Source organism: Aerococcus sp. BD502 (genome assembly GCF_057919555.1).
On the sequence record NZ_CP147972.1, the window covers coordinates 1,468,005 to 1,486,372 of the forward strand.

The window sequence follows — 18,368 nt, forward strand, 5'->3', positions numbered from 1 at the left end:
CATGAAGGGACAAGCGGTCACGACGACGGAAACATTAAAGGTCGCTACCGATAAAAAACGGCGCGTAGGCCTTTTAGGTGGCGCCTTTAACCCGATTCATTGGGGACATTTGCTTTTAGCCGAACAGGTGCTTGATAAATTGGGCCTGGATGAAGTCGCCTTTATGCCGACTTACCAGTCGCCTCATAGCGAGGCTAAGCCACAATTAGCAGCCAAGCATCGGCTAAAAATGCTGGAGCTAGCTTTGGCTGATGACGACCATTTTTTGCTGGAGACACTGGAACTTGAACGGCAGGGGACGAGCTATACTTATGAAACGATGGATATTTTGACGACCTTGCATCCGGATACGGCCTACTATTTTATTATTGGGGGGGACATGGTGAATGACCTGCCTCACTGGTATCGGATTGATGATTTAATGCAATTAGTGCAATTTGTAGGGGCCAAACGTCCCGGCTACCAGGTTCAGACCCCCTACCCTGTGATGATGGTGGATACCCCGCAAATTGAAATCAGTTCTACGGCTATCCGTCAGCAAGTGCAAGCCGGTCGCTCCATTCGCTACCAAGTGCCTGAAGCCGTGCGCCAGTATATTAAGGAGGAGGGGCTCTACCTTGACTGATTTATGCCTGACTTTAAGTCGGAAGGAATTCTTGAAAAAACTAGAAGCCCAGGTTAGCTCCGCGCGCTTTAAACATATTTTAGGGGTTGAGGAAGTGAGTGTTCGCCTCGCCGAGAGGGAAGGTTACTCCGTGGTAGCGGCCCGTACGGCAGCCCTTCTGCATGATTATGCGAAGGAAATGCCTAGAGAAAAACTCTATTCTTTTCGCGCTCATCCCGCCTATGATCCGGCTTGGGAAAGTCAGCCTAGCGCTTTTTGGCATGGGCCCTTGGCAGTTTTACTCGCCGAGTTGGCGTGGGGCCTCACCGACCCTGAAATTAAGGGAGCAGTTTGGTGGCATACCCTAGGCACTGAAAAATTCACACCCTTGGGGAAAATTCTTTTTGTGGCTGATTTTATTGAGCCCAGCCGGAATTTTCCGGAAGTTCACGCTGCTCGTGAGGCCGCTAGGCGCTCTTTAGATGAAGCGGTTGGCTATAAATTGAAGGCCAGTCTCAAATTTTTGCTCGATCAGGAAAAAGAAATTCATCCCCAAACATTTAAAACCTATAATGCTTGGTTTAGTAAAGAAAGGAACAGGAATGACCGCAAAAAATAATCAGAGTGAAGCTTTATTAGAATGTATTGTTCGCGCGGGTGATGATCGTTTAGCAAGCGATATTGTCGCCTTGAATGTCCAAGAATTGTCGGCCTTGGCTGACTATTTCGTTATCATGACGGCCCAAAACGAACGGCAACTCCAAGCTGTGGCTGATGCCATTACCGAAACTGTGGAAAAAGCAGGTTTTGCCCTAAAAAATGAAGAGGGTAAAGGTGAGGGCCACTGGGTGCTCTTGGATTGCTATGATGTCATTGTGCATTTATTCTTAGCTAAAGAAAGAGAAACTTATCAGCTGGAAAAATTATGGCATGAGGCCCCACTTGTCAATGTTAATCCCTGGCTAAGTTAGGGGCAGGGGAATGAAAGCTTTAGGCCTGGTGAGTGAATGGCATCCTTTTCATCATGGCCATGCCTATTTTCTTAAGGAGGCCCGGCGAGCTAGTCAGGCGGACATTTTGGTGGCCGTCATGAGTGGTAACTTCACGCAAAGAGGCGAGCCGGCGATTTTAGACAAATGGGCGCGGGCCGAGGTGGCCATTGATTTTGGCTGTGATTTAGTGTTTGAATTACCTGTTTGGTGGGCGACCCAGCCGGCTAATCGCTTTGCCTGGGGGAGTGTTTCCCTCTTACACCAGTTAGGGGTGCAGGGCTTAGCTTTTGGTACGGAGGCGGCCACGTTCACTTCATATATTCAATTTGCCCGCTGGCTTAGCCAGCACCAAGCGTTTGTCAATAAGGCTTGGCGGGCTTGGCAGAAAGGGAGGCCCTACCAAAGTTATGCCGAAGCTCGTTTTGCTTTTTACCAAGAACTTTGCCAGCAGGAAGCTGACTTAGCGGGCCTTGAGTTGGATTTTGCCCAGAAAAGTAACAATCTCTTGGCTTTCCGCTATGTTTTGGCTGCGGAAGAGCAGGGCCTTGCTTGGCCCTATTATCCCATCCCGCGTTTTAAGGCCAGTCATCGCACTCAGGGTGGCCGTGACGGCTTTGCCTCTGGCAGTTGGTTGCGAAAGGAAATTCGCCAAGCAGCCCCTTGGTCAACCCTGGCTCCTTATGTCCCCAAAAAAACCCTACACCAGTTAAAAACGCAAAATACCGGGGCGAGTTTAAAAAAGGCCTATCCCTACTTGCGTTATGTGCTGCTGAGTCAAACGCCGAGAGAATTGGCCCAGACTTATTTATTTGAGGGCGGCATCGCCTACCGCCTGCAGGAAAAAGCCCAAGCCGAAACGTCTTATGAAGCCTTTATCCAAGCCGTGCGAAACAAAAATTGGCCAAAAAGTCGACTCGAGCGGACTTTATTACAACTTTTCCTCCAGCGAAAAGATCGGGACATGAGGCAATTAGAACAAGAAAAGCCACCATTTTTATTGCTGGGGGCCTCACCACGTGGCCGCAAGTATTTGCGGCAGCGGCAGGCTTTGCCAGTGATCAGTCGCTGGCAACGGTCGGAAAGTGAGCGCTGGCCAGCAGTGGTTCAAGCGGAGCGTTTATATGAAGAATTCCTAGCGCCCCGCGCCACCTCCCAATTGGTGGGCCGTATCCCTTATTTTTCCAAGGCAGAAAAGTCGGAAACTTAGGGCAAAAGCTCGCAAAAACAAGAAAGATGATTGACAAAAGTCAGGGAACACGATATAATTTCTGTTGTTGCTTCAGGAGAAAAATTTGCTAAAGGTGATAGAAAATGAAATGGTCCTTGCATGAACTGAAGAGTATGGCCGAGGAGCCTATCGTCCTTCTGCAAACCATCGATTTGGAAGATAACTTAAAGCAGCGTGATGAAGAAATTTTGGCCGCACATCCTGTCAAGCTCGAAGGTGTGCTCCTTTACGAGTACGATTCCATCCTTGTGCAGTGCCAAATCACAACTGCCCTACAATTGCCCTCGACTCGGTCACTAGAGCCGGTCTGGGTTGACATTGCCTGTTCGTTAAATGAACGCTATTTATTAACACGAGCGGATGAGTTCGTTGATGAAAAGGAAACTTTGCATCTCAGCCTTGAAGGTGATGAACTCGATTTACGGCCTGCAATTGTCGACCAAATTATCTTAAATAAACCGGTCCAACGTCTAAGCCCAAAAGAGGCTAGGACGAATGAATTGCCAGCCGGCGATGATTGGCAAGTGTTGACCGAAGAGATGTGGGAGCAGGAGCAGGCTGATGTTGAAGAGCAAATTGATCCCCGAATGGCAAAACTAAAAACTTTACTTATCCAAGATGATGAGGATGAAGAATAAAGTCTAAGTCTAGGAGGTGTAAGCATGGCAGTTCCAAAGAGAAAAACTTCCAAAGCAAGAAAACGTAAACGTCGTACGCATTTTAAATTAGAAGTTCCAGGCATGAACGAATGCCCTAATTGTGGTGAACTTCGTAAAGCACATCACGTTTGCCCCGCATGTGGCTACTACAATGGCCAAAATGTGATGGGTGACGAGAGTGATGCTGAATAGGAAAAAGCCAGTTAATGCTGGCTTTTTTTTGCATGAAGCTGGCATGGCTTAATGGCAGGGGAGGCTCGTATGATAAAATTTTCTTGGTTTGAATTACTGCTCTATATCTTACCGGTCGCCAGTATTTTACTGGTCAATCGCTACGGTCATCCGTATCTGAAAGTCAATAAACACATGCATTTGGCCGTGGTCGATGTGATCCATCCCATTCTTTGGGCCTGCCTGCATTACTTGTCTTTATGGATCTTGGGTTACTCCGCCTTGCCTTATGTGGGCTTACTCATCAGTATTATTGGCTTGAGCCTTTTGGCGATCCGCTTCCGCAAGGGCGGCGACTTGCAATGGCCCATTTTTGGCCGTTATTTATCTAATTTTACCTTTATTTTAACCTTCGTTGGCTATTATGCCCTCGTGATCAGGCGGTTAGTGCAAGTGCTTAAATAAGGCGCTTCAAAATATTTTTTAAAGTCACCTTAATGGGTGGCTTTTTTATTTTTTCTTCGTGGGAAGGTGTGGAGGATAGTGGGGGGATATGGTAGAATAGACATTAAATGGGGGAAAAGGAGGTGTCCCATGCTCATTGGCGAATATGCGCATAGCTTAGATCAAAAAGGTCGGCTGATTGTTCCGGCCAAATTTCGTGATGGGCTGGGAACTGAATTTGTATTAACCCGCGGCTTGGATGGCTGTATTACTGGCTATTCCCGGCCCGCTTGGGAAGCGGCTGAGGCTCGCTTAAAGGCTTTGCCCCTCGCGAAAAAGGAAGCGCGTTTCTACCTGCGCTTTTTCTATTCTGCCGCGGCCTTAGTGGCCATTGATAAGCAAGGACGGGTTAATATTCCCCAGACCCTCATTACTTTTGCTGCCTTAAAAAAAGACTGCCAAATTATTGGCATGAATGATCGTATTGAAATTTGGAGCCAAGAGCGCTGGCAAGCCCTCGCCCAGGAATTTGATGATGGTGTGGAAGGCTTGGCTGAAGAACTCTTGGATTTAGGTTTATAAAGGAGTCCGACATGGCCACTTTTCAGCATGAGAGTGTCTTATTGGAAGAGAGTATAAAAGCGTTAAAAGTTGATCCTCGGGGTACTTATGTGGATTGTACCCTAGGCGGAGGCGGTCATAGTCGCCAGCTTTTGGATCGGCTAGATGAAAAAGGCCAGCTCATTGCTTTTGATCAAGACCAGTGGGCCATCAACAACGCTAAAGAACGTTTTAAAACAGAAATCAAGCAGGGCAAACTGCTCTTAGTCGAAGAAAATTTTTCCCAAATTAAACAGGTGCTCCAAGGCTTAGGGTTTTCGGAAGTTGCTGGGGTGCTCTATGATTTGGGCGTTTCCTCGCCGCAATTTGACCAAGCAGGCCGGGGCTTTAGCTACCGTTACGACGCTCCCCTGGATATGCGCATGAATCAGGACCAAGCGCTTTCGGCGCGAGACGTTGTGAATACGTGGTCTTTTCAAGAGCTCTATCATATTATTCGCGACTACGGCGAGGAGCGTTTTGCTAAGGGCATTGCCCGGGCCATTGAAAAAAACCGCCAGCAGGCCCCTATCGAAACCACATTTCAATTGGTGGCGATTATTAAGGAGGCGATTCCAGCGGCAGCCCGGCGGACGGGAGGGCATCCGGCCAAGCAAACTTTCCAGGCGATTCGGATTGCCGTCAACCAGGAGTTTTCTGTCTTAGAAACTTCGCTAGCTGGAGCAGCCGATTTACTACGTCCCGGCGGACGCATCGCTTGCATTACCTTCCATTCTTTGGAGGATAGCCTGGTGGCCCGACGTTTTAAAGCTTGGAGTCGGCCGCCCCGAGTTCCTAAGAATCTGCCGGTTGCTCCAGGCGATCTGCCCCAAGCGGCTTTTCGGATGCAACCTCGTAAAGCGATCCGTCCCAGTGCAGAAGAAATTGCCAAAAATAGGCGGGCGCGCAGTGCCCGTCTGCGGGTCCTCGAACGTTTGCCAAAAGAGTCATAGTCATCGGAAGGGAGTTATCGTTTATGACGAAGCCGACGCATCAAACTTACCACAGTGCTGCTGAGGAAAAAGCAGTACCTTTCCCGACAGAAACCCAATTCCCCCTACACGTCTTACCCAAGCCCAAAGTGACTGGGCAAACTTTGAAACGTTATTTACGTTTTGCCCCGTTAATGCTGGCGAGCTTAATTATTTTAGCCCTCTTAGGGGGGTTGACGTACATTCGCGCGGATCATCTGGCCAAAAGCCAGGAACTGAGCCACTTAGAAGCAGAAGTGAGCCAATTGAAGACTGATCGCAGCAATAAAGAGCAAGAAGTCAATGAATTGAGCCAGTATGAACGTATCAATGCTATTGCTAAGGAAAAAGGCTTAAAATTAGACGAAGATAATTTAAGGAACGTGGAATCATGAGAAGGAGTCAGGAAGCTCGGCAAAATCGTCAGCGCGTCTTTCATTGGCTCTTATATTTAACTTTAGGTATTTTTATCGTTTTCCTCCTGCGTCTGGGCCAGGTCATGTTGCTGGGGCAAGCGGATGGCGTGCATTTAGCTAATAATACGCAGGCCTTCTACCAAAGCTCTAGTATTTTAAATGCCAAACGCGGGGCTATCTACGATCAAGACGGTAAAGCTTTGGCCCTCGATGCCAACTCTTATTCCCTTTATGCTGTTTTAACAAATCGCTGGGCGAGCGATAAGAATGACTACGTCAATGACTCGAATCGTAAGCAAGTGGCTAAGCAATTGGCCAAGCATCTGCCCCTTAAGGAAAAGAAAATTTTAGAAATCTTAAAAACGCCTCATGTGAATCAAGTCGAATTTGGAAATGCTGGGGCAGCTTTGACTTATGCCGAGATGCAAGCTATTAAAGACTTGAAACTCCCTGGCATTCAATTCCAAAAACAGCCGGGGCGGACGTATCCCAATGGGGTCTTTGCTTCGCATTTACTCGGCTATGCCCAATATCAAACCGCCAATGAGCCCTTGGACAGTCGCTTGGTGGGGCAATTAGGCCTAGAGAAGAGTCAGGATGAGCTTTTAGCCGGTCAAAATGGCTTTAAAGCTGAAAAACATTTAGCAGATAAAGACCAAAAAGAAGGGGAAGCCAGCACATCAGCCAAAGATGGGCGGGCTCTTTATTTGACGTTAAATAGCAAATTGCAAGCCTATATGGAAAACTTACTAACGCAAACTTGTGAGGCGTATGAACCGGAAAATATGACGGCCATGCTCGTGGATCCTAGGACTGGAGATATTGTAGCCGCTAGCCAGCGGCCAACCTTCAACCCGCAAACGCGGGAGGGCCTGGACGCCATGTGGAAAAATCTGCTGGTGGAAGATTCCTATGAACCGGGTTCGACCATGAAAGTTTTAACCCTAGCAGCGGCGATTGAAGAAGGCGTTTTTGATCCCAATAACCTGTACCAATCCGGAGCCATCTCTATTGGTGGCGGCGTAATTAGAGACTATAACCGCGTGGGCTGGGGGACGATCAGCGAGTTAGATGGCGTGGCGCGTTCCAGTAATGTGCTTTTTGTCCAGCTGGTTGGTAAAATTGGCTATGATAAATGGAAGGAATACATGATTAATTTTGGTCTCTTCCAAAAACCACAAGCTGGCCTAGGAAATGAAACAGCTGGCTCCCTGAGCTATGACTATGAATTGGATAAAGTTAGCACCGGCTTTGGGCAAGGCTTGCGGGTCTCGCCTTGGCAAATGATGCAGGCCTTTACCGCGGTGGGGGACCAGGGGGTGGTGCATGCCTTACGTTTGATTGACCGTTATGAAAATAAGGATAAGGAAGTGGTCGAGCGTCCGCACGAAGAGCGTGGCCGCGTCATTTCCCCAGAAACGGCTGCTAAAACGAGGGCCTACCTCCGACGTGTGGTGGAAGACGAGCACGGGACGGGGACCATGTATGCGATAGATGGCCAAGAGCTGGCGGTGAAAACAGGAACCGCAGAAATTTTTGATCCGAAAACGAATTCCTACTTGCACGGGGGCTTGAATTACCAATACTCCGTGGTTGGCTTTGCGCCGGCAGACGCGCCGCGTTATGTGCTATACTTAACCATGGAAAAACCTAAAGAAGCACCCGCAGGGGTTGGCCCCCATCAAATGCTGGCGGAAGTTTTCATTCCTTTGCTGAGACGCGCCTTAGCTTATAGCGAAGACGAGCAAGCCCAAGAGCCAAAAGCCATGCCGGATATGGTCGGGAATAATGTCGGCTATGCCCAGCAATACCTGGCAAAGACGGGGCTTACTAATGTGGTTGTTCTTGGATCGGGTGGCCAAGTACAAGCCCAGTGGCCTAAAAAGGCCGCTGAAATTTCTCCACAAGGCACGGTCTATTTAAAAACAGAGGGCGGCCTGCAAGTGCCTGATTTCACAGGCCTGAACCGGGCGGAGGCTGAGGACTTAGGACGTCTGTTGGGGGTAGACCTAAAAATTGATGGGGAAGGCCTCGTGGTTGGCCAAAGTCTTGCTCCCGGCCAAAAGCTCAATAAAGATAGCCATTTGGTTTTACAGTTACAGCAACCTTAATCTAAAAAAGCATCAAGATATGAAAGGAAATAGCCATGTTTATTCATGCCATCTTATGTTATGTCATTACGACACTGACCCTCCCGATTTTCATCCGTTACATGCACAGCCAGCAGTTTGGCCAAGCCATTCGCGGGGAGGGGCCAGCCTGGCATGAGCAAAAGGCCGGTACTCCTACGATGGGTGGGGCGGTCATGGTGGCTGTTTCCTTTTTAAGTTTATTGTTAACCAGCATCATGAAACGGAGCTGGTGGGGTGAAGCCTGGCTCTTAATGCTCGTCCTCTTACTCTTTGCAGGAATTGGTTTTAGTGATGACTTTATTAAAATTTTTAAGAAGCAAAATGAAGGGCTGACTTCAAAGCAAAAGTTTCTTTTGCAAATTTTGGCTGCTGCCTTAATGTCCCTCCTCTTAGTGGTCTTGTGCGTACCGACATCTCTACCATTTTTTAGCCAGTGGACCTTCACCCAACCCTTACTTCTTTTCTTATTTAATGTCGTTTGGCTAGTGGGCTTCTCCAACGCTTACAACCTGACCGACGGCTTGGATGGCTTGGCCACAGGTTTAGGCAGTATCAGTTTTTTTGCTTACTTTCTCTTGGCCCTAAAGCAAGGACAGCTGGGGGTCGCTATTTTTTGTGCTGGCATGCTGGCTAGCTTACTCGGTTTCTTACTCTTTAATGTGAAGCCGGCTAAAATTTTCATGGGTGATGTTGGTTCCTTAGCCATTGGCGCTGCCCTGGCCTTCGTTTCAATTCTTCTACAGCGACCCTGGTCTCTACTTTTATTTGGTTTCCTCTATATTGTTGAAACATTAAGTGTTATTATTCAAGTAGCAGTATTTCAAACAACAGGAAAAAGAATATTTAAAATGAGCCCAATTCACCATCATTTCGAAATGCTTGGTTGGTCGGAATGGCGAGTTGTCCTAACATTTTGGGGCGTGCAAGCGCTAGTTGCTTTGCTCGGGCTGTTATTAATCTAGGAGGCTTACCATGTGTGAGGGTTTTGCACAATTAAAAAATAAAAAAGTATTAGTCCTAGGCCTAGCTAAAACCGGGCTGAGTGTTGCCCGGCATTTACAAAAGCATGGGGCTTTAGTGACTGTCAATGATTATAAGCCAATGGCAGAAAATAAAGGGGCCCAAGCCTTAGTGGAAGAAGGGGTACGTGTTATTACAGGTTTTCATCCCTTGGACCTGTTGGATGAAGATTTTGTTTTCATGGTGAAAAACCCAGGCATTCCCTATGACAATCCCTTGGTGCAAGCCGCCGAGGCTAAGGGCCTGCCCGTCTTTACGGATATTGAATTGGCCAGTTGGATCAATCGCGGCACCTTGGTCGGCGTGACGGGTTCCAATGGGAAAACCACCACCACTTCCCTTATTGCCGAAATTCTCGCTGCCGATGAACACTTACCCGGCCAGGTGAAATTAGGGGGGAATATTGGTATCCCCGCCCTCGATGTTTGTGACGGCAATGCCCCTGACGATGTTGTTGTTTTAGAGCTTTCGAGCTTCCAACTGCTGGGGACTGAGCGTTTCCGCCCTCATATTGCCGCCCTTACCAACTTTACACCGACGCATATGGATTTCCATCATACTGAAGAGGCTTATTTGGCGGCTAAATGGAAAATTACTGCCCAACAAATCCCCAAAGATTTTCTCCTGCTAAACCAAGATGATCCTGTTTTATGGGCACGCCGAGAACAAACAAATGCCCAGGTCATTCCTTTTTCCATTCAGGAAGAACATATTCCTGGCGCTTGGTTTCAAGCTAAAACACAGGAACTCATGTGGCAGGAAGAAGCGGTCGTGCATCGGGATGACCTCTTTTTGCCCGGCCACCACAATTTAGCTAATGCCCTGGTGGCCGTCGCCGTCGCTTCGCTATTAGGGGTTTCCAAAGAGGCCATCCGAACAGGCATGCATAATTTCCATGGGGTGCCGCATCGAATTCAGTTTGTGGGCGAAGTTTTGGGCCGGCAATTCTACAATGATTCCAAGGCCACGAATAATCGGGCCTGCCAAACGGCTTTAAGCAGTTTCCAGGCTCCCACGATTTGGCTTTGTGGTGGTAAAGACCGGGGCACGGATCCTAGACCCCTAGCTCCCTACTTAAAACACGTCAAAGCTTGCATTGCCATGGGTGAAGAGGCCCCGCAATTTATGGCCCTAGCCGAAGAAGAGGGCATTCAACATGTTAAAAAAGCGGATGATATGGACGAAGCTGTCGCGTTAGCTTACGCTGTGAGTGAGCCGGGGGATATTATCCTACTTTCACCTGCTTGTGCGAGTTGGGACCAATACCTCAATTTTGAAGAGCGTGGCGAGCATTTTATGAGTGCCATGGTCGCCGTCAAGCGGCAAACTGAGGAGGGAAAATAATGCGCGTGGTCTTAACCGGTGGGGGGACGGGCGGCCATATCTACCCAGCCCTTGCCCTAGCTCGTGTGATTCAAGCCCGGGAGCCCCAAGCCGAATTTCTCTATATTGGGACGGAAAAAGGCTTGGAAAGTCGGCTGGTGCCTGAAGCTGGCCTACCTTTTAAAACCATTCGAATCCAAGGCCTTAAACGCTCGCTGTCCTGGTATAATGTCAAAACCGCTTATTACATGTGGGAGAGTGTGCGACGTACCCAGCAACTTCTCAAAGACTTTCAGCCGGATGTCGTCGTAGGGACGGGCGGCTATGTTTGTGGCCCTGTTTTGTATGCAGCCAGTCGCTTAGGGATTCCCTCCGTGATTCACGAGCAAAATTCCATTGCGGGCTTGACGAATCAGTTTTTGAGTCGCTTCGTGGACCGGATTTGTGTTTGCTTTCCAGAAAGCCAGGCTAGTTTTGGCCGCTTCCAAAATAAAGTAGTTTTTACCGGCAATCCCCGCGCCCAAGAAGTCGCTCGTGAAGAAGAGACCGTCGATTTGACACGTTATGGTTTTGATCCCGATAAAAAAACAGTTCTTATTTTTGGGGGCAGTCGGGGGGCGCAAAAAATTAATGAAACCCTGTTAGAGCTGCTACCTGACTTTGCGACCAAGCCCTATCAAGTCTTACTGGCCACCGGCAATCGCTATTTTGAGGAATTTAAAATCGCCTATCCTGGCTTGGATGAGTATGACAATATTCGGGCGGTGGCTTATATTCCAGACATGCCCGCTCACTTTAAAACCGTTGATTTAGTGGTTTGCCGGAGTGGGGCGACGACTTTAACGGAACTTGAAGCTTTGGGCACGCCCAGTATTTTGATTCCTAGCCCCAATGTGACGGCCAATCACCAGGAAAAAAATGCCCAAAGTCTGGTTAACCATGGGGCCGCCGAAATGCTGATCGAAGCTGATTTAACCGCCAAAGCCCTATTGGAGCGGATCGATTATATTATGACGGATGATGCTTACCGGCAGGAATTAGCCCAGGCCAGCCAGGCTTTAGGCGTTCCCGATGCGGGCGATCGCATTTACCAAGAAATCAGGCAGCTAATTGATTAGAGGAGGGAAGTTATGGATTGGGAAAAAGCCCGACGCCAGCATGCTAGAAAGGCAAAAAATAAAAATAAACCCACTTCTAACCCGGAGCCTAAGGCAACTGAAGTCTTAGAGCAGCCGCAAAAAACTGCCGAGAAAAAAAAGCCGAGAAAAAGAACTTGGTGGCCCCATAAGCTGAAGAAAAAAGCAACCGCCCCAAGAAATTCGTCCTCAAAACGAAAGGCCTTCTTTATTTTATGCAGTTTGCCCTTCATCGCCTTAGGCCTAGTCGCTTTATTTTTCCTGTCCTCTTGGAATCGGGTGCAAACGATCGCTGTCAAGGGCCAGGAAGTGATCGACGCTAAGGCCATTAAGCAGGTAGCGGAAGTTCGTCCGGGCATGAGTAAAAATTATGCTAAAAGTTTAGAAAATGTCGCCGCCCGGCGCTTGCAAAACACCTTTCCCGAGATTAAGGCGGTAAGCTTTAAGTTAAATGAGCACAACGACCTTTTGATTACGGTGCAAGAGCAAGAAGTGATTGGCTACGTGAAAAAGGAAGACTTTTTCTACCCAGTCATGGAAGAGCAGCAAATCCTAAACCGTTCCACCCCTCATCAGCCCGATAATCGCCCTCTATTTATTGGCTTTAGTGACCAGGAAGTACTCGATATGGTGCAACAATTTCGAGGCCTGCCCCAAGGTCTCCTAGGGCAAATCGCCAGTGTAGAAAACGTGGAAAGCCAAGACTATCCCGAGCGGCTGGCTTGTCGGATGAAGGATGGTAATATTGTGACCGGCCTCCAAGGTCACATTGGCGAGAATTTGAAGTACTATGAGGCGGTGGTGCGAGATCTCGATGGCAAGACAGGCATCATTGATATGGATGCAGGCATTTACTTTACTGAGAAAACACCTTTGACCGATCCTTTTGCCAGTCGCAAGGAAAAAGAGGCTTATCGAGCCGAGCAGAAAGCCTTGGGTCAAGATCCTGAAGTCGAAAGGGAAGCTTTAGAACCCCAAAAGGCCGCCAAGCCGGAGGAAAAGGAAGAGGATGAAGCGGACAGAGACGAAACGCTTCAACCTAAAGAGAATGAGACTCCTGAAAACCCAGACTAACTGGGTTTTTCTTATTTTCTGAGGCCAGTAAAAAAGCTTAGTGTAAAATTATGCTCGGTAAGACTTGAAAAATAAAAAAAGGACATCTATCTTTAAGTTGATCAAAAAAAAGAAAGAAGATGTCCTCATGAATGATATTATCACAGATATTCTAAAAAAGACGGAAAATTGCTCATCTTTAGGTGACTTTGAAGATATTGTTTATCCGATATTAAGCAATTTTTGCTGTGAATGTCTTGCAGCGGTTTTCACTCAACTTGATCAGCAATTAATTCAAAGATACCAAGCCGAAGGCTGGAAAATTGCTCGCTATGAACCACGCACACTATGTTTTATGTTTGGTGCCGTCACTTTTAGACGCTGTCGGATGAAAAAAGAAGGTCACTCTAGCTTTCTTCCCCTAGATTTGTGTTTAGGCCTAGAAGCAAGAAGTCATCTTTCTTCTCAGGTCAAAGAAAAAATTGCCCAGCTTTGTACGAAGCAAACTTTTCGTGCGACTGCAGAAGCCTTCAATGCTTTAATGCCTTTTAGTATTTCGCATCAGACCGCACATCATATTGTTCAAGAAATTGGGCAAAAAATTTTAAGCTTTGAGAATAAAAAAGCAGAAGAGAAGGAACTGGCTTACTCTCAAAAACGATCCGTTCCTTTTCTGTACATTGAAGGGGATGGTGTGCTGATCACTAAGAAGAAGAAAAAAGGGAAAAGGACAAAACATCTTCAACTACACCGTGTGACTCTCTATGAAGGCGTCGATCGATCCACTTCGCGGCATCAACTTATTCAAGCTCATTATTTTTCTTCTGTTCAATCTAGTGCAGCCCTTCGAGAAAAAGTTAGCCGATTTCTTAACTCCTACTATGATTTACATCAAACGATTGTGATTTCTAATTCGGATGGTGGCAGTGGTTATACGGAGGAAGATTTTAACGAGATGATTGGGGTATGCCTTCGGCATGAACATTTCTGCGATAAATTTCATGTCATTCAAAAAATCAGAACGCGCCTATTTTTTGATCATAAAATACGTCAATTGGTCATTAAAAAAGTGAAGGCTTATGATTTCGAAGGAGTTCAAGTTACTTTGGAGACCTGTGAAAGTCGCTGGCACCATCATCAGGAGTTTTTGGCTGAAATTGAAGCTCTAAGAGCTTATCTTCAACGGAATTGGTTACTCATTAAACCAGCAGAGCAGCGAGGCTTACCGAACCATTTTTCCGGTGGCGTTTGTGAAGCAGGCCATCGGCTTTATACTTATCGCATGAAAAAGCAAGGACGAAATTGGACCCGTCAAGGCGCAGCAGCGATGGCTGCCATTATCACCGCTCAATCTAATCATTGTTTTGAAGAAGCTGTTCGATCAGATATTGAAGCTAATACAAGCCCATTTATACCCGAATATCCAGGGCTTGTTAGGGCAATACTAAGTCACAGGCCGCAACAAAGTTCTTGTGGTGCCCATCAGGGCACGATTCCAAGTGAAGTGTCAAGCAGTATGGTCGGGAAATTATACCATACATTTTGTTAGCTACTTCGCCAAAAGACACGGAGTGCGTGCTAAAGACCTGCGTTAGCAGTGTTAGCAGGCCGTCCGTATATCTGGCTCTCGGAGTGCTGATAGGGTGAGCGTAGCGAGGCCTATCCAACGACATAGAGCCAGAATAGGACGGTCAGGCGTAAGCTTCTATGAAGCGTAAGCCGGTGCCACTGCTTTTCAACGCAGCGTCCTTTAGCACAAAAACGAAGTGACTTTTGAATAATTAGATACGAGATAGAGTTCTTTATGATTGACCGAGCATTGCTTGACACTAACAAAAAAGCTTACAGTTGCGCCTTAGGGTCATTTATTGATACCATAAATTTGCAAGTCTAAGGAAGGTTAGGAATGCCTTTTGTTATCCATCCTTTTATGATAGAATATAAGCGATATCTTGCAAATAAAATAGGATTAAAATGGAGGTTTCAAGCATATGGGACGACCAACAGTCTATGCGAGCTTAGATATTGGAACCACTTCGATCAAAGTTGTTGTTGCGGAATATGTTAACGACAAAATGAACATTATTGGTGTGGGAAATGAACCCTCGGAAGGAGTTAGCCGGGGTGTCATTGTTGATATCGATAAAACGGTAACGGCCATCAAGCGGGCGGTTGAACAAGCAGAGCGAAAATCCAACTGCCAGATTTCCAATGTGATTGTCGGTGTGCCTGCCAATCAGGTCCATATTGACCCTTGTTACGGCGTGGTCGCTGTATCTGGCGAAGATGGTAAAATTACGGATTATGATGTTGAACAAGTGCTTAAAGCCGCACAAATTAAAGCGGTGTCGCAAGAGCGAGAAATTATCTCGATTGTGCCTGAAGAATTTATTATCGACGGCTATGGAGATATTCATGATCCCAGAAACATGTTGGGGGTACGCTTGGAGTTGTATGCCAATATGGCCACCGGGGCGAAAACCATCATTCACAATATTAAGCGGAGCGTTATGGAAGCCGGTTTAAATATTGCGGACTTAGTGGTAGCCCCCCTAGCCATGGGTGCGACCGCCTTATCGAAATCAGAACGGCAGTTTGGGACAATTCTCCTCGACCTCGGGGGTGGGCAATCGAGTGCCAGTGTGATTCATGAACAGGAATTAAAATTCTTCACCACAGATTTGGAAGGTGGGGAATATGTCACGAAGGATATCTCCACGGTTTTAAATACCACCATGGAAAATGCTGAGCGCTTAAAACTGGAATATGGCTTTGCCAGCTCAAAAAATACCAGCGAAGAGGAAATGGTGCCGGTCGATGTCATTGGCAAAAAGGAACCGGTCCCCGTCGATGAACACTATCTCTCTGAGATTATTGAAGCCCGCTGTGTCCAAATTCTAGAAACCTTAAAGCGTTCTTTGGACCAAGTCGAAGCTTTTGCTTTACCGGGTGGTGTGGTCATCACCGGTGGGGCAGCGGCCTTACCCCGTATGGAAGAATTGGCCCAAGAAATATTTAATACGGATGTTCGTTTCTACACGCCTGATTACGTGGGCTTGAGAAATCCTATCTTCACCACGGCGATTGGCTTGATTCAGTATACTCATGAACTGGAAGATGTTTACCGCATCACTAAGGGAAATGCTTATGACAATTCCAGTCGCGAGCGGTATGATGAGAGTGCCTACCGTCGTCCGGTGACGCGTCCTGAGCCCCAAGTCGAAAAAACAACGGAGGCAAAAACGGCTCAGACGACCACCGTTAAACCAACGGCAAAAACAACCCAACCCAAAAAAGATCAGCAGGCAAAAGATGATTCGAGAGGGCAAGGCTCCTTCTCTGAACGCATCAGTAATTTTTTCAAGGACATCTTTAATTAGTTTCAAAAGATTATTTCAGGGAGGAAAATCATGGATTTGAATTTTGACAAGCAAGATGACTACATCCACGGCGCAAACATTAAGGTCATTGGTGTTGGTGGCGGTGGGAATAACGCGGTTAACCGGATGATTCGCGAAGGAGTCTCCGGTGTCCAATTTATTGTTGCTAATACAGACACCCAAGCCTTGGAACACTCAACGGCTGATACCAAGATCCATCTCGGGCCTAAAGTCACACGCGGCCTAGGGGCTGGTGCGCAACCCGAAGTCGGACGTAAGGCGGCTGAAGAGAGCGAAGACCAAATTCGCGAAGCTTTGGAAGGGGCTGACCTTATTTTCGTGACCGCTGGTATGGGCGGGGGCACAGGCACGGGGGCAGCACCGATTGTCGCCCAAATTGCTAAGGAAGAACTTGGTGCCCTTACGGTGGGTGTCATTACCCGTCCCTTTACCTTTGAAGGGCCAAAACGTGGCCGGCAAGCAGCGGAAGGGATTGCTGCCTTGAAGGAACATGTGGATACTTTGGTGACCATTTCCAACAACCGCTTGCTAGAAATTGTCGACAAGAAGACGCCGATGCGGGAAGCCTTTGGCGAAGCAGACAATGTCTTACGCCAAGGGGTGCAAGGGATCTCCGACTTGATCACTTCCCCAGGTTTTGTGAACTTGGACTTTGCTGATGTGCGAACGGTCATGCAAGACCAAGGGACGGCCTTGATGGGGATTGGCTCTGGCCAAGGAGAAGACCGGACCGTGGAAGCCACGAAGAAAGCTATCTCTTCGCCTTTACTTGAAGTCTCTATTGATGGGGCCGAGCAAATTCTCTTAAATATTGCCGGTGGAGAGGATTTAACCCTTTTCGAAGCGCAAGATGCGGCTGATATTGTGGCTGCTGCTTCCTCGACCGAAGTGAATATTATTTTCGGGACCACTATTAATGAAGATCTGGAAGACGAAGTGATTGTGACTGTTATTGCTACGGGGATTGACGAAGAACGTCGTCGTGAAAAACGGAAAGCCAATCGTCCTTCGGCCTTTAACAAGGCTCCTGAAGAAAGCAAGACGTACACCAATCGTCCCGAGCAATTTGAAAGCAAGCAAGTTGAACAACGGCCTAGCCGCCCAGTAGAAACTGATCCTTATGAAGATTGGTCAGCGGGCCAAGGGCCTTCGGGAGCCAACGAGACGAATTATGAAGACCGGAGCTACAAGCATAATAATGATGATGAATTAGATACTCCGCCTTTCTTCAGAAAGCGTCGTCGGTAAAACATGGCAAAATTAGCTTCAAACTCCCTGCGCCAAGTGCAAGGGGCGATTGAAGAAGCACAAAAACAGTCAGCGCGGTCTTCTTCTAAGGTCACGCTGATTTGTGTTTCCAAGTACCATGAGGTGAGTGAAGCCATGGCCTTGTATGAGGCTGGCCAGCGCCACTTTGCGGAAAATTATGTTCAAGGGCTCGAGAAGAAAAAAGCAGCCATGCCGGATGATGTGATTTGGCATTTGATCGGCCCCTTGCAATCGCGGAAAGTAAAAGAGGTTATTAATGATATTACATACTACCATGCCCTAAGCCGGCAAAAAATAGCCAAGGAGATTAATAAGCGGGCTAACCACACGGTGGCTTGTTTTGTCCAAGTTAATATTTCAGGGGAAGCCTCCAAATCTGGCTTAGCGCCCGCTCGAGTGGCGGACTTTATCGACCAGCTGGCCGCTTACCCGCGTATTAAGGTGGTGGGTTTGATGACCATGGCACCGCACGGGGCGAGTGAGGAAGAATGCACAGAAATTTTCACGCAGCTGAGTGCTTTGCGGACGCAAATTGCAGAAAAAAACCTCCGCCATGCCCCATGTACGGAATTAAGTATGGGGATGAGTGAAGACTATCTCACAGCGGTTCATTGTGGCGCTAGCTTTGTACGCTTGGGTCGGCGTTTGTTTGCCGAGCCGAAGACGGCTGGTAGTAAGGAAGAAAGGAAATAATGACGGGTTTAAAACTACTGATCGGCTATGCCGTGCAAGTTTATAATTTAATTCTTATTGTCTATGCGCTCATGTCCTGGTTTCCCAATGCGCGGGAATCGCAATTAGGTCGTTGGGTAAGTCGCTTGGCCGAACCCTATTTAGAGATTTTTGATCGCATTCTCCCTTCTGTGGGTGGGATTAGTTTTAGCGTAATTGCCGGTATTTTTGTCTTGCAATTAGCCCAGCGCGGCTTAATGGTCTTGCTGCCTTAGGC

20 protein-coding genes are annotated in these 18,368 nt (G+C 47.5%); all 20 read left to right on the top strand.

Translation table 11 applies throughout. The features are described 5' to 3' along the window. Window position 1 precedes the first annotated feature (1 nt). The 20 genes from WF803_RS07055 to WF803_RS07150 all read left to right on the top strand — a co-directional run bounded on the left by WF803_RS07055 (window position 2) and on the right by WF803_RS07150 (window position 18,366). A complete protein-coding gene (locus WF803_RS07055) occupies window positions 2-625 on the top strand; it encodes a nicotinate-nucleotide adenylyltransferase (RefSeq protein WP_489610799.1) in 624 nt (207 codons plus the stop codon). After that, on the top strand, window positions 618-1,223 hold the full coding sequence (yqeK, locus tag WF803_RS07060; RefSeq protein ID WP_489610800.1) for a bis(5'-nucleosyl)-tetraphosphatase (symmetrical) YqeK: 606 nt from the start codon (window positions 618-620) through the stop codon (window positions 1,221-1,223). The genes WF803_RS07055 and yqeK overlap by 8 nt, the downstream gene beginning before the upstream one ends. Then, window positions 1,207-1,575, top strand: a complete 369-nt coding sequence (gene rsfS, locus WF803_RS07065; RefSeq protein ID WP_489610801.1) for a ribosome silencing factor — start codon at window positions 1,207-1,209, stop codon at window positions 1,573-1,575. Before yqeK ends, rsfS begins: the two co-directional genes overlap by 17 nt. Window positions 1,576-1,585: 10 nt before the next feature. Beyond that, the gene (locus WF803_RS07070; protein ID WP_489610802.1) at window positions 1,586-2,803 is read left to right on the top strand and encodes a tRNA(Met) cytidine acetate ligase; all 1,218 of its coding nucleotides are present in this window, start codon (window positions 1,586-1,588) and stop codon (window positions 2,801-2,803) included. Window positions 2,804-2,907: 104 nt separating this feature from the next. Continuing rightward, complete coding sequence (locus WF803_RS07075) at window positions 2,908-3,462, top strand: YceD family protein (protein ID WP_489610803.1); 555 nt, start codon at window positions 2,908-2,910, stop codon at window positions 3,460-3,462. 24 nt (window positions 3,463-3,486) lie between these two features. After that, the gene (gene rpmF, locus WF803_RS07080) at window positions 3,487-3,675 is read left to right on the top strand and encodes a 50S ribosomal protein L32 (RefSeq protein ID WP_489610804.1); all 189 of its coding nucleotides are present in this window, start codon (window positions 3,487-3,489) and stop codon (window positions 3,673-3,675) included. A 69-nt stretch (window positions 3,676-3,744) separates the two neighbouring features. Next, window positions 3,745-4,119 (top strand): DUF3397 family protein, encoded by a 375-nt coding sequence (locus WF803_RS07085; protein ID WP_489610805.1) that lies wholly within the window; start codon window positions 3,745-3,747, stop codon window positions 4,117-4,119. A gap of 129 nt (window positions 4,120-4,248) precedes the next feature. Then, window positions 4,249-4,680 (top strand): division/cell wall cluster transcriptional repressor MraZ, encoded by a 432-nt coding sequence (gene mraZ / locus WF803_RS07090; protein ID WP_489610806.1) that lies wholly within the window; start codon window positions 4,249-4,251, stop codon window positions 4,678-4,680. Window positions 4,681-4,691: 11 nt separating this feature from the next. Continuing rightward, window positions 4,692-5,651 carry a 16S rRNA (cytosine(1402)-N(4))-methyltransferase RsmH gene (gene rsmH, locus WF803_RS07095; protein ID WP_489610807.1) on the top strand — a complete coding sequence of 320 codons (960 nt, stop codon included), beginning with the start codon at window positions 4,692-4,694 and terminating at the stop codon, window positions 5,649-5,651. 23 nt (window positions 5,652-5,674) lie between these two features. Then, window positions 5,675-6,064: a cell division protein FtsL gene (ftsL, locus tag WF803_RS07100; protein ID WP_489610808.1), complete on the top strand. Its 390-nt coding sequence runs from the start codon at window positions 5,675-5,677 to the stop codon at window positions 6,062-6,064. After that, a complete protein-coding gene (locus tag WF803_RS07105; RefSeq protein WP_489610809.1) occupies window positions 6,061-8,196 on the top strand; it encodes a penicillin-binding protein in 2,136 nt (711 codons plus the stop codon). The genes ftsL and WF803_RS07105 overlap by 4 nt, the downstream gene beginning before the upstream one ends. Window positions 8,197-8,231: 35 nt before the next feature. Continuing rightward, a complete protein-coding gene (gene mraY / locus WF803_RS07110; protein WP_489610810.1) occupies window positions 8,232-9,179 on the top strand; it encodes a phospho-N-acetylmuramoyl-pentapeptide-transferase in 948 nt (315 codons plus the stop codon). 10 nt (window positions 9,180-9,189) lie between these two features. Beyond that, on the top strand, window positions 9,190-10,581 hold the full coding sequence (murD, locus tag WF803_RS07115; RefSeq protein WP_489610811.1) for a UDP-N-acetylmuramoyl-L-alanine--D-glutamate ligase: 1,392 nt from the start codon (window positions 9,190-9,192) through the stop codon (window positions 10,579-10,581). Then, window positions 10,581-11,678 carry an undecaprenyldiphospho-muramoylpentapeptide beta-N-acetylglucosaminyltransferase gene (gene murG, locus WF803_RS07120; RefSeq protein WP_489610812.1) on the top strand — a complete coding sequence of 366 codons (1,098 nt, stop codon included), beginning with the start codon at window positions 10,581-10,583 and terminating at the stop codon, window positions 11,676-11,678. Before murD ends, murG begins: the two co-directional genes overlap by 1 nt. 12 nt (window positions 11,679-11,690) lie before the next feature. Next, window positions 11,691-12,770, top strand: coding sequence for a cell division protein FtsQ/DivIB (locus WF803_RS07125; protein WP_489610813.1), 1,080 nt, complete (start codon window positions 11,691-11,693; stop codon window positions 12,768-12,770). Between the two features lie 97 nt (window positions 12,771-12,867). Further along, window positions 12,868-14,298, top strand: coding sequence for an ISLre2 family transposase (locus tag WF803_RS07130; protein WP_489610814.1), 1,431 nt, complete (start codon window positions 12,868-12,870; stop codon window positions 14,296-14,298). Window positions 14,299-14,740: 442 nt separating this feature from the next. Beyond that, window positions 14,741-16,129: a cell division protein FtsA gene (gene ftsA / locus WF803_RS07135; RefSeq protein ID WP_489610815.1), complete on the top strand. Its 1,389-nt coding sequence runs from the start codon at window positions 14,741-14,743 to the stop codon at window positions 16,127-16,129. Between the two features lie 30 nt (window positions 16,130-16,159). Beyond that, window positions 16,160-17,398 carry a cell division protein FtsZ gene (ftsZ, locus tag WF803_RS07140; RefSeq protein ID WP_489610816.1) on the top strand — a complete coding sequence of 413 codons (1,239 nt, stop codon included), beginning with the start codon at window positions 16,160-16,162 and terminating at the stop codon, window positions 17,396-17,398. Between the two features lie 3 nt (window positions 17,399-17,401). Continuing rightward, the gene (locus WF803_RS07145; RefSeq protein WP_489610817.1) at window positions 17,402-18,112 is read left to right on the top strand and encodes a YggS family pyridoxal phosphate-dependent enzyme; all 711 of its coding nucleotides are present in this window, start codon (window positions 17,402-17,404) and stop codon (window positions 18,110-18,112) included. Next, the gene (locus WF803_RS07150) at window positions 18,112-18,366 is read left to right on the top strand and encodes a YggT family protein (protein ID WP_489610818.1); all 255 of its coding nucleotides are present in this window, start codon (window positions 18,112-18,114) and stop codon (window positions 18,364-18,366) included. Before WF803_RS07145 ends, WF803_RS07150 begins: the two co-directional genes overlap by 1 nt. Window positions 18,367-18,368 lie beyond the last annotated feature (2 nt).

Excerpts from the sequence above, each read along its gene's own strand:
- WF803_RS07055 (WP_489610799.1), top strand. The coding sequence starts at position 2 with ATGAAGGGACAAGCGGTCACGACGACGGAAACATTAAAGGTCGCTACC.
- rsfS (WP_489610801.1), top strand. The coding sequence starts at position 1,207 with ATGACCGCAAAAAATAATCAGAGTGAAGCTTTATTAGAATGTATTGTT.
- WF803_RS07070 (WP_489610802.1), top strand. The coding sequence starts at position 1,586 with ATGAAAGCTTTAGGCCTGGTGAGTGAATGGCATCCTTTTCATCATGGC.
- WF803_RS07075 (WP_489610803.1), top strand. The coding sequence starts at position 2,908 with ATGAAATGGTCCTTGCATGAACTGAAGAGTATGGCCGAGGAGCCTATC.
- rpmF (WP_489610804.1), top strand. The coding sequence starts at position 3,487 with ATGGCAGTTCCAAAGAGAAAAACTTCCAAAGCAAGAAAACGTAAACGT.
- WF803_RS07085 (WP_489610805.1), top strand. The coding sequence starts at position 3,745 with ATGATAAAATTTTCTTGGTTTGAATTACTGCTCTATATCTTACCGGTC.
- mraZ (WP_489610806.1), top strand. The coding sequence starts at position 4,249 with ATGCTCATTGGCGAATATGCGCATAGCTTAGATCAAAAAGGTCGGCTG.
- rsmH (WP_489610807.1), top strand. The coding sequence starts at position 4,692 with ATGGCCACTTTTCAGCATGAGAGTGTCTTATTGGAAGAGAGTATAAAA.
- ftsL (WP_489610808.1), top strand. The coding sequence starts at position 5,675 with ATGACGAAGCCGACGCATCAAACTTACCACAGTGCTGCTGAGGAAAAA.
- WF803_RS07105 (WP_489610809.1), top strand. The coding sequence starts at position 6,061 with ATGAGAAGGAGTCAGGAAGCTCGGCAAAATCGTCAGCGCGTCTTTCAT.
- mraY (WP_489610810.1), top strand. The coding sequence starts at position 8,232 with ATGTTTATTCATGCCATCTTATGTTATGTCATTACGACACTGACCCTC.
- murD (WP_489610811.1), top strand. The coding sequence starts at position 9,190 with ATGTGTGAGGGTTTTGCACAATTAAAAAATAAAAAAGTATTAGTCCTA.
- murG (WP_489610812.1), top strand. The coding sequence starts at position 10,581 with ATGCGCGTGGTCTTAACCGGTGGGGGGACGGGCGGCCATATCTACCCA.
- WF803_RS07125 (WP_489610813.1), top strand. The coding sequence starts at position 11,691 with ATGGATTGGGAAAAAGCCCGACGCCAGCATGCTAGAAAGGCAAAAAAT.
- ftsA (WP_489610815.1), top strand. The coding sequence starts at position 14,741 with ATGGGACGACCAACAGTCTATGCGAGCTTAGATATTGGAACCACTTCG.
- ftsZ (WP_489610816.1), top strand. The coding sequence starts at position 16,160 with ATGGATTTGAATTTTGACAAGCAAGATGACTACATCCACGGCGCAAAC.
- WF803_RS07145 (WP_489610817.1), top strand. The coding sequence starts at position 17,402 with ATGGCAAAATTAGCTTCAAACTCCCTGCGCCAAGTGCAAGGGGCGATT.
- WF803_RS07150 (WP_489610818.1), top strand. The coding sequence starts at position 18,112 with ATGACGGGTTTAAAACTACTGATCGGCTATGCCGTGCAAGTTTATAAT.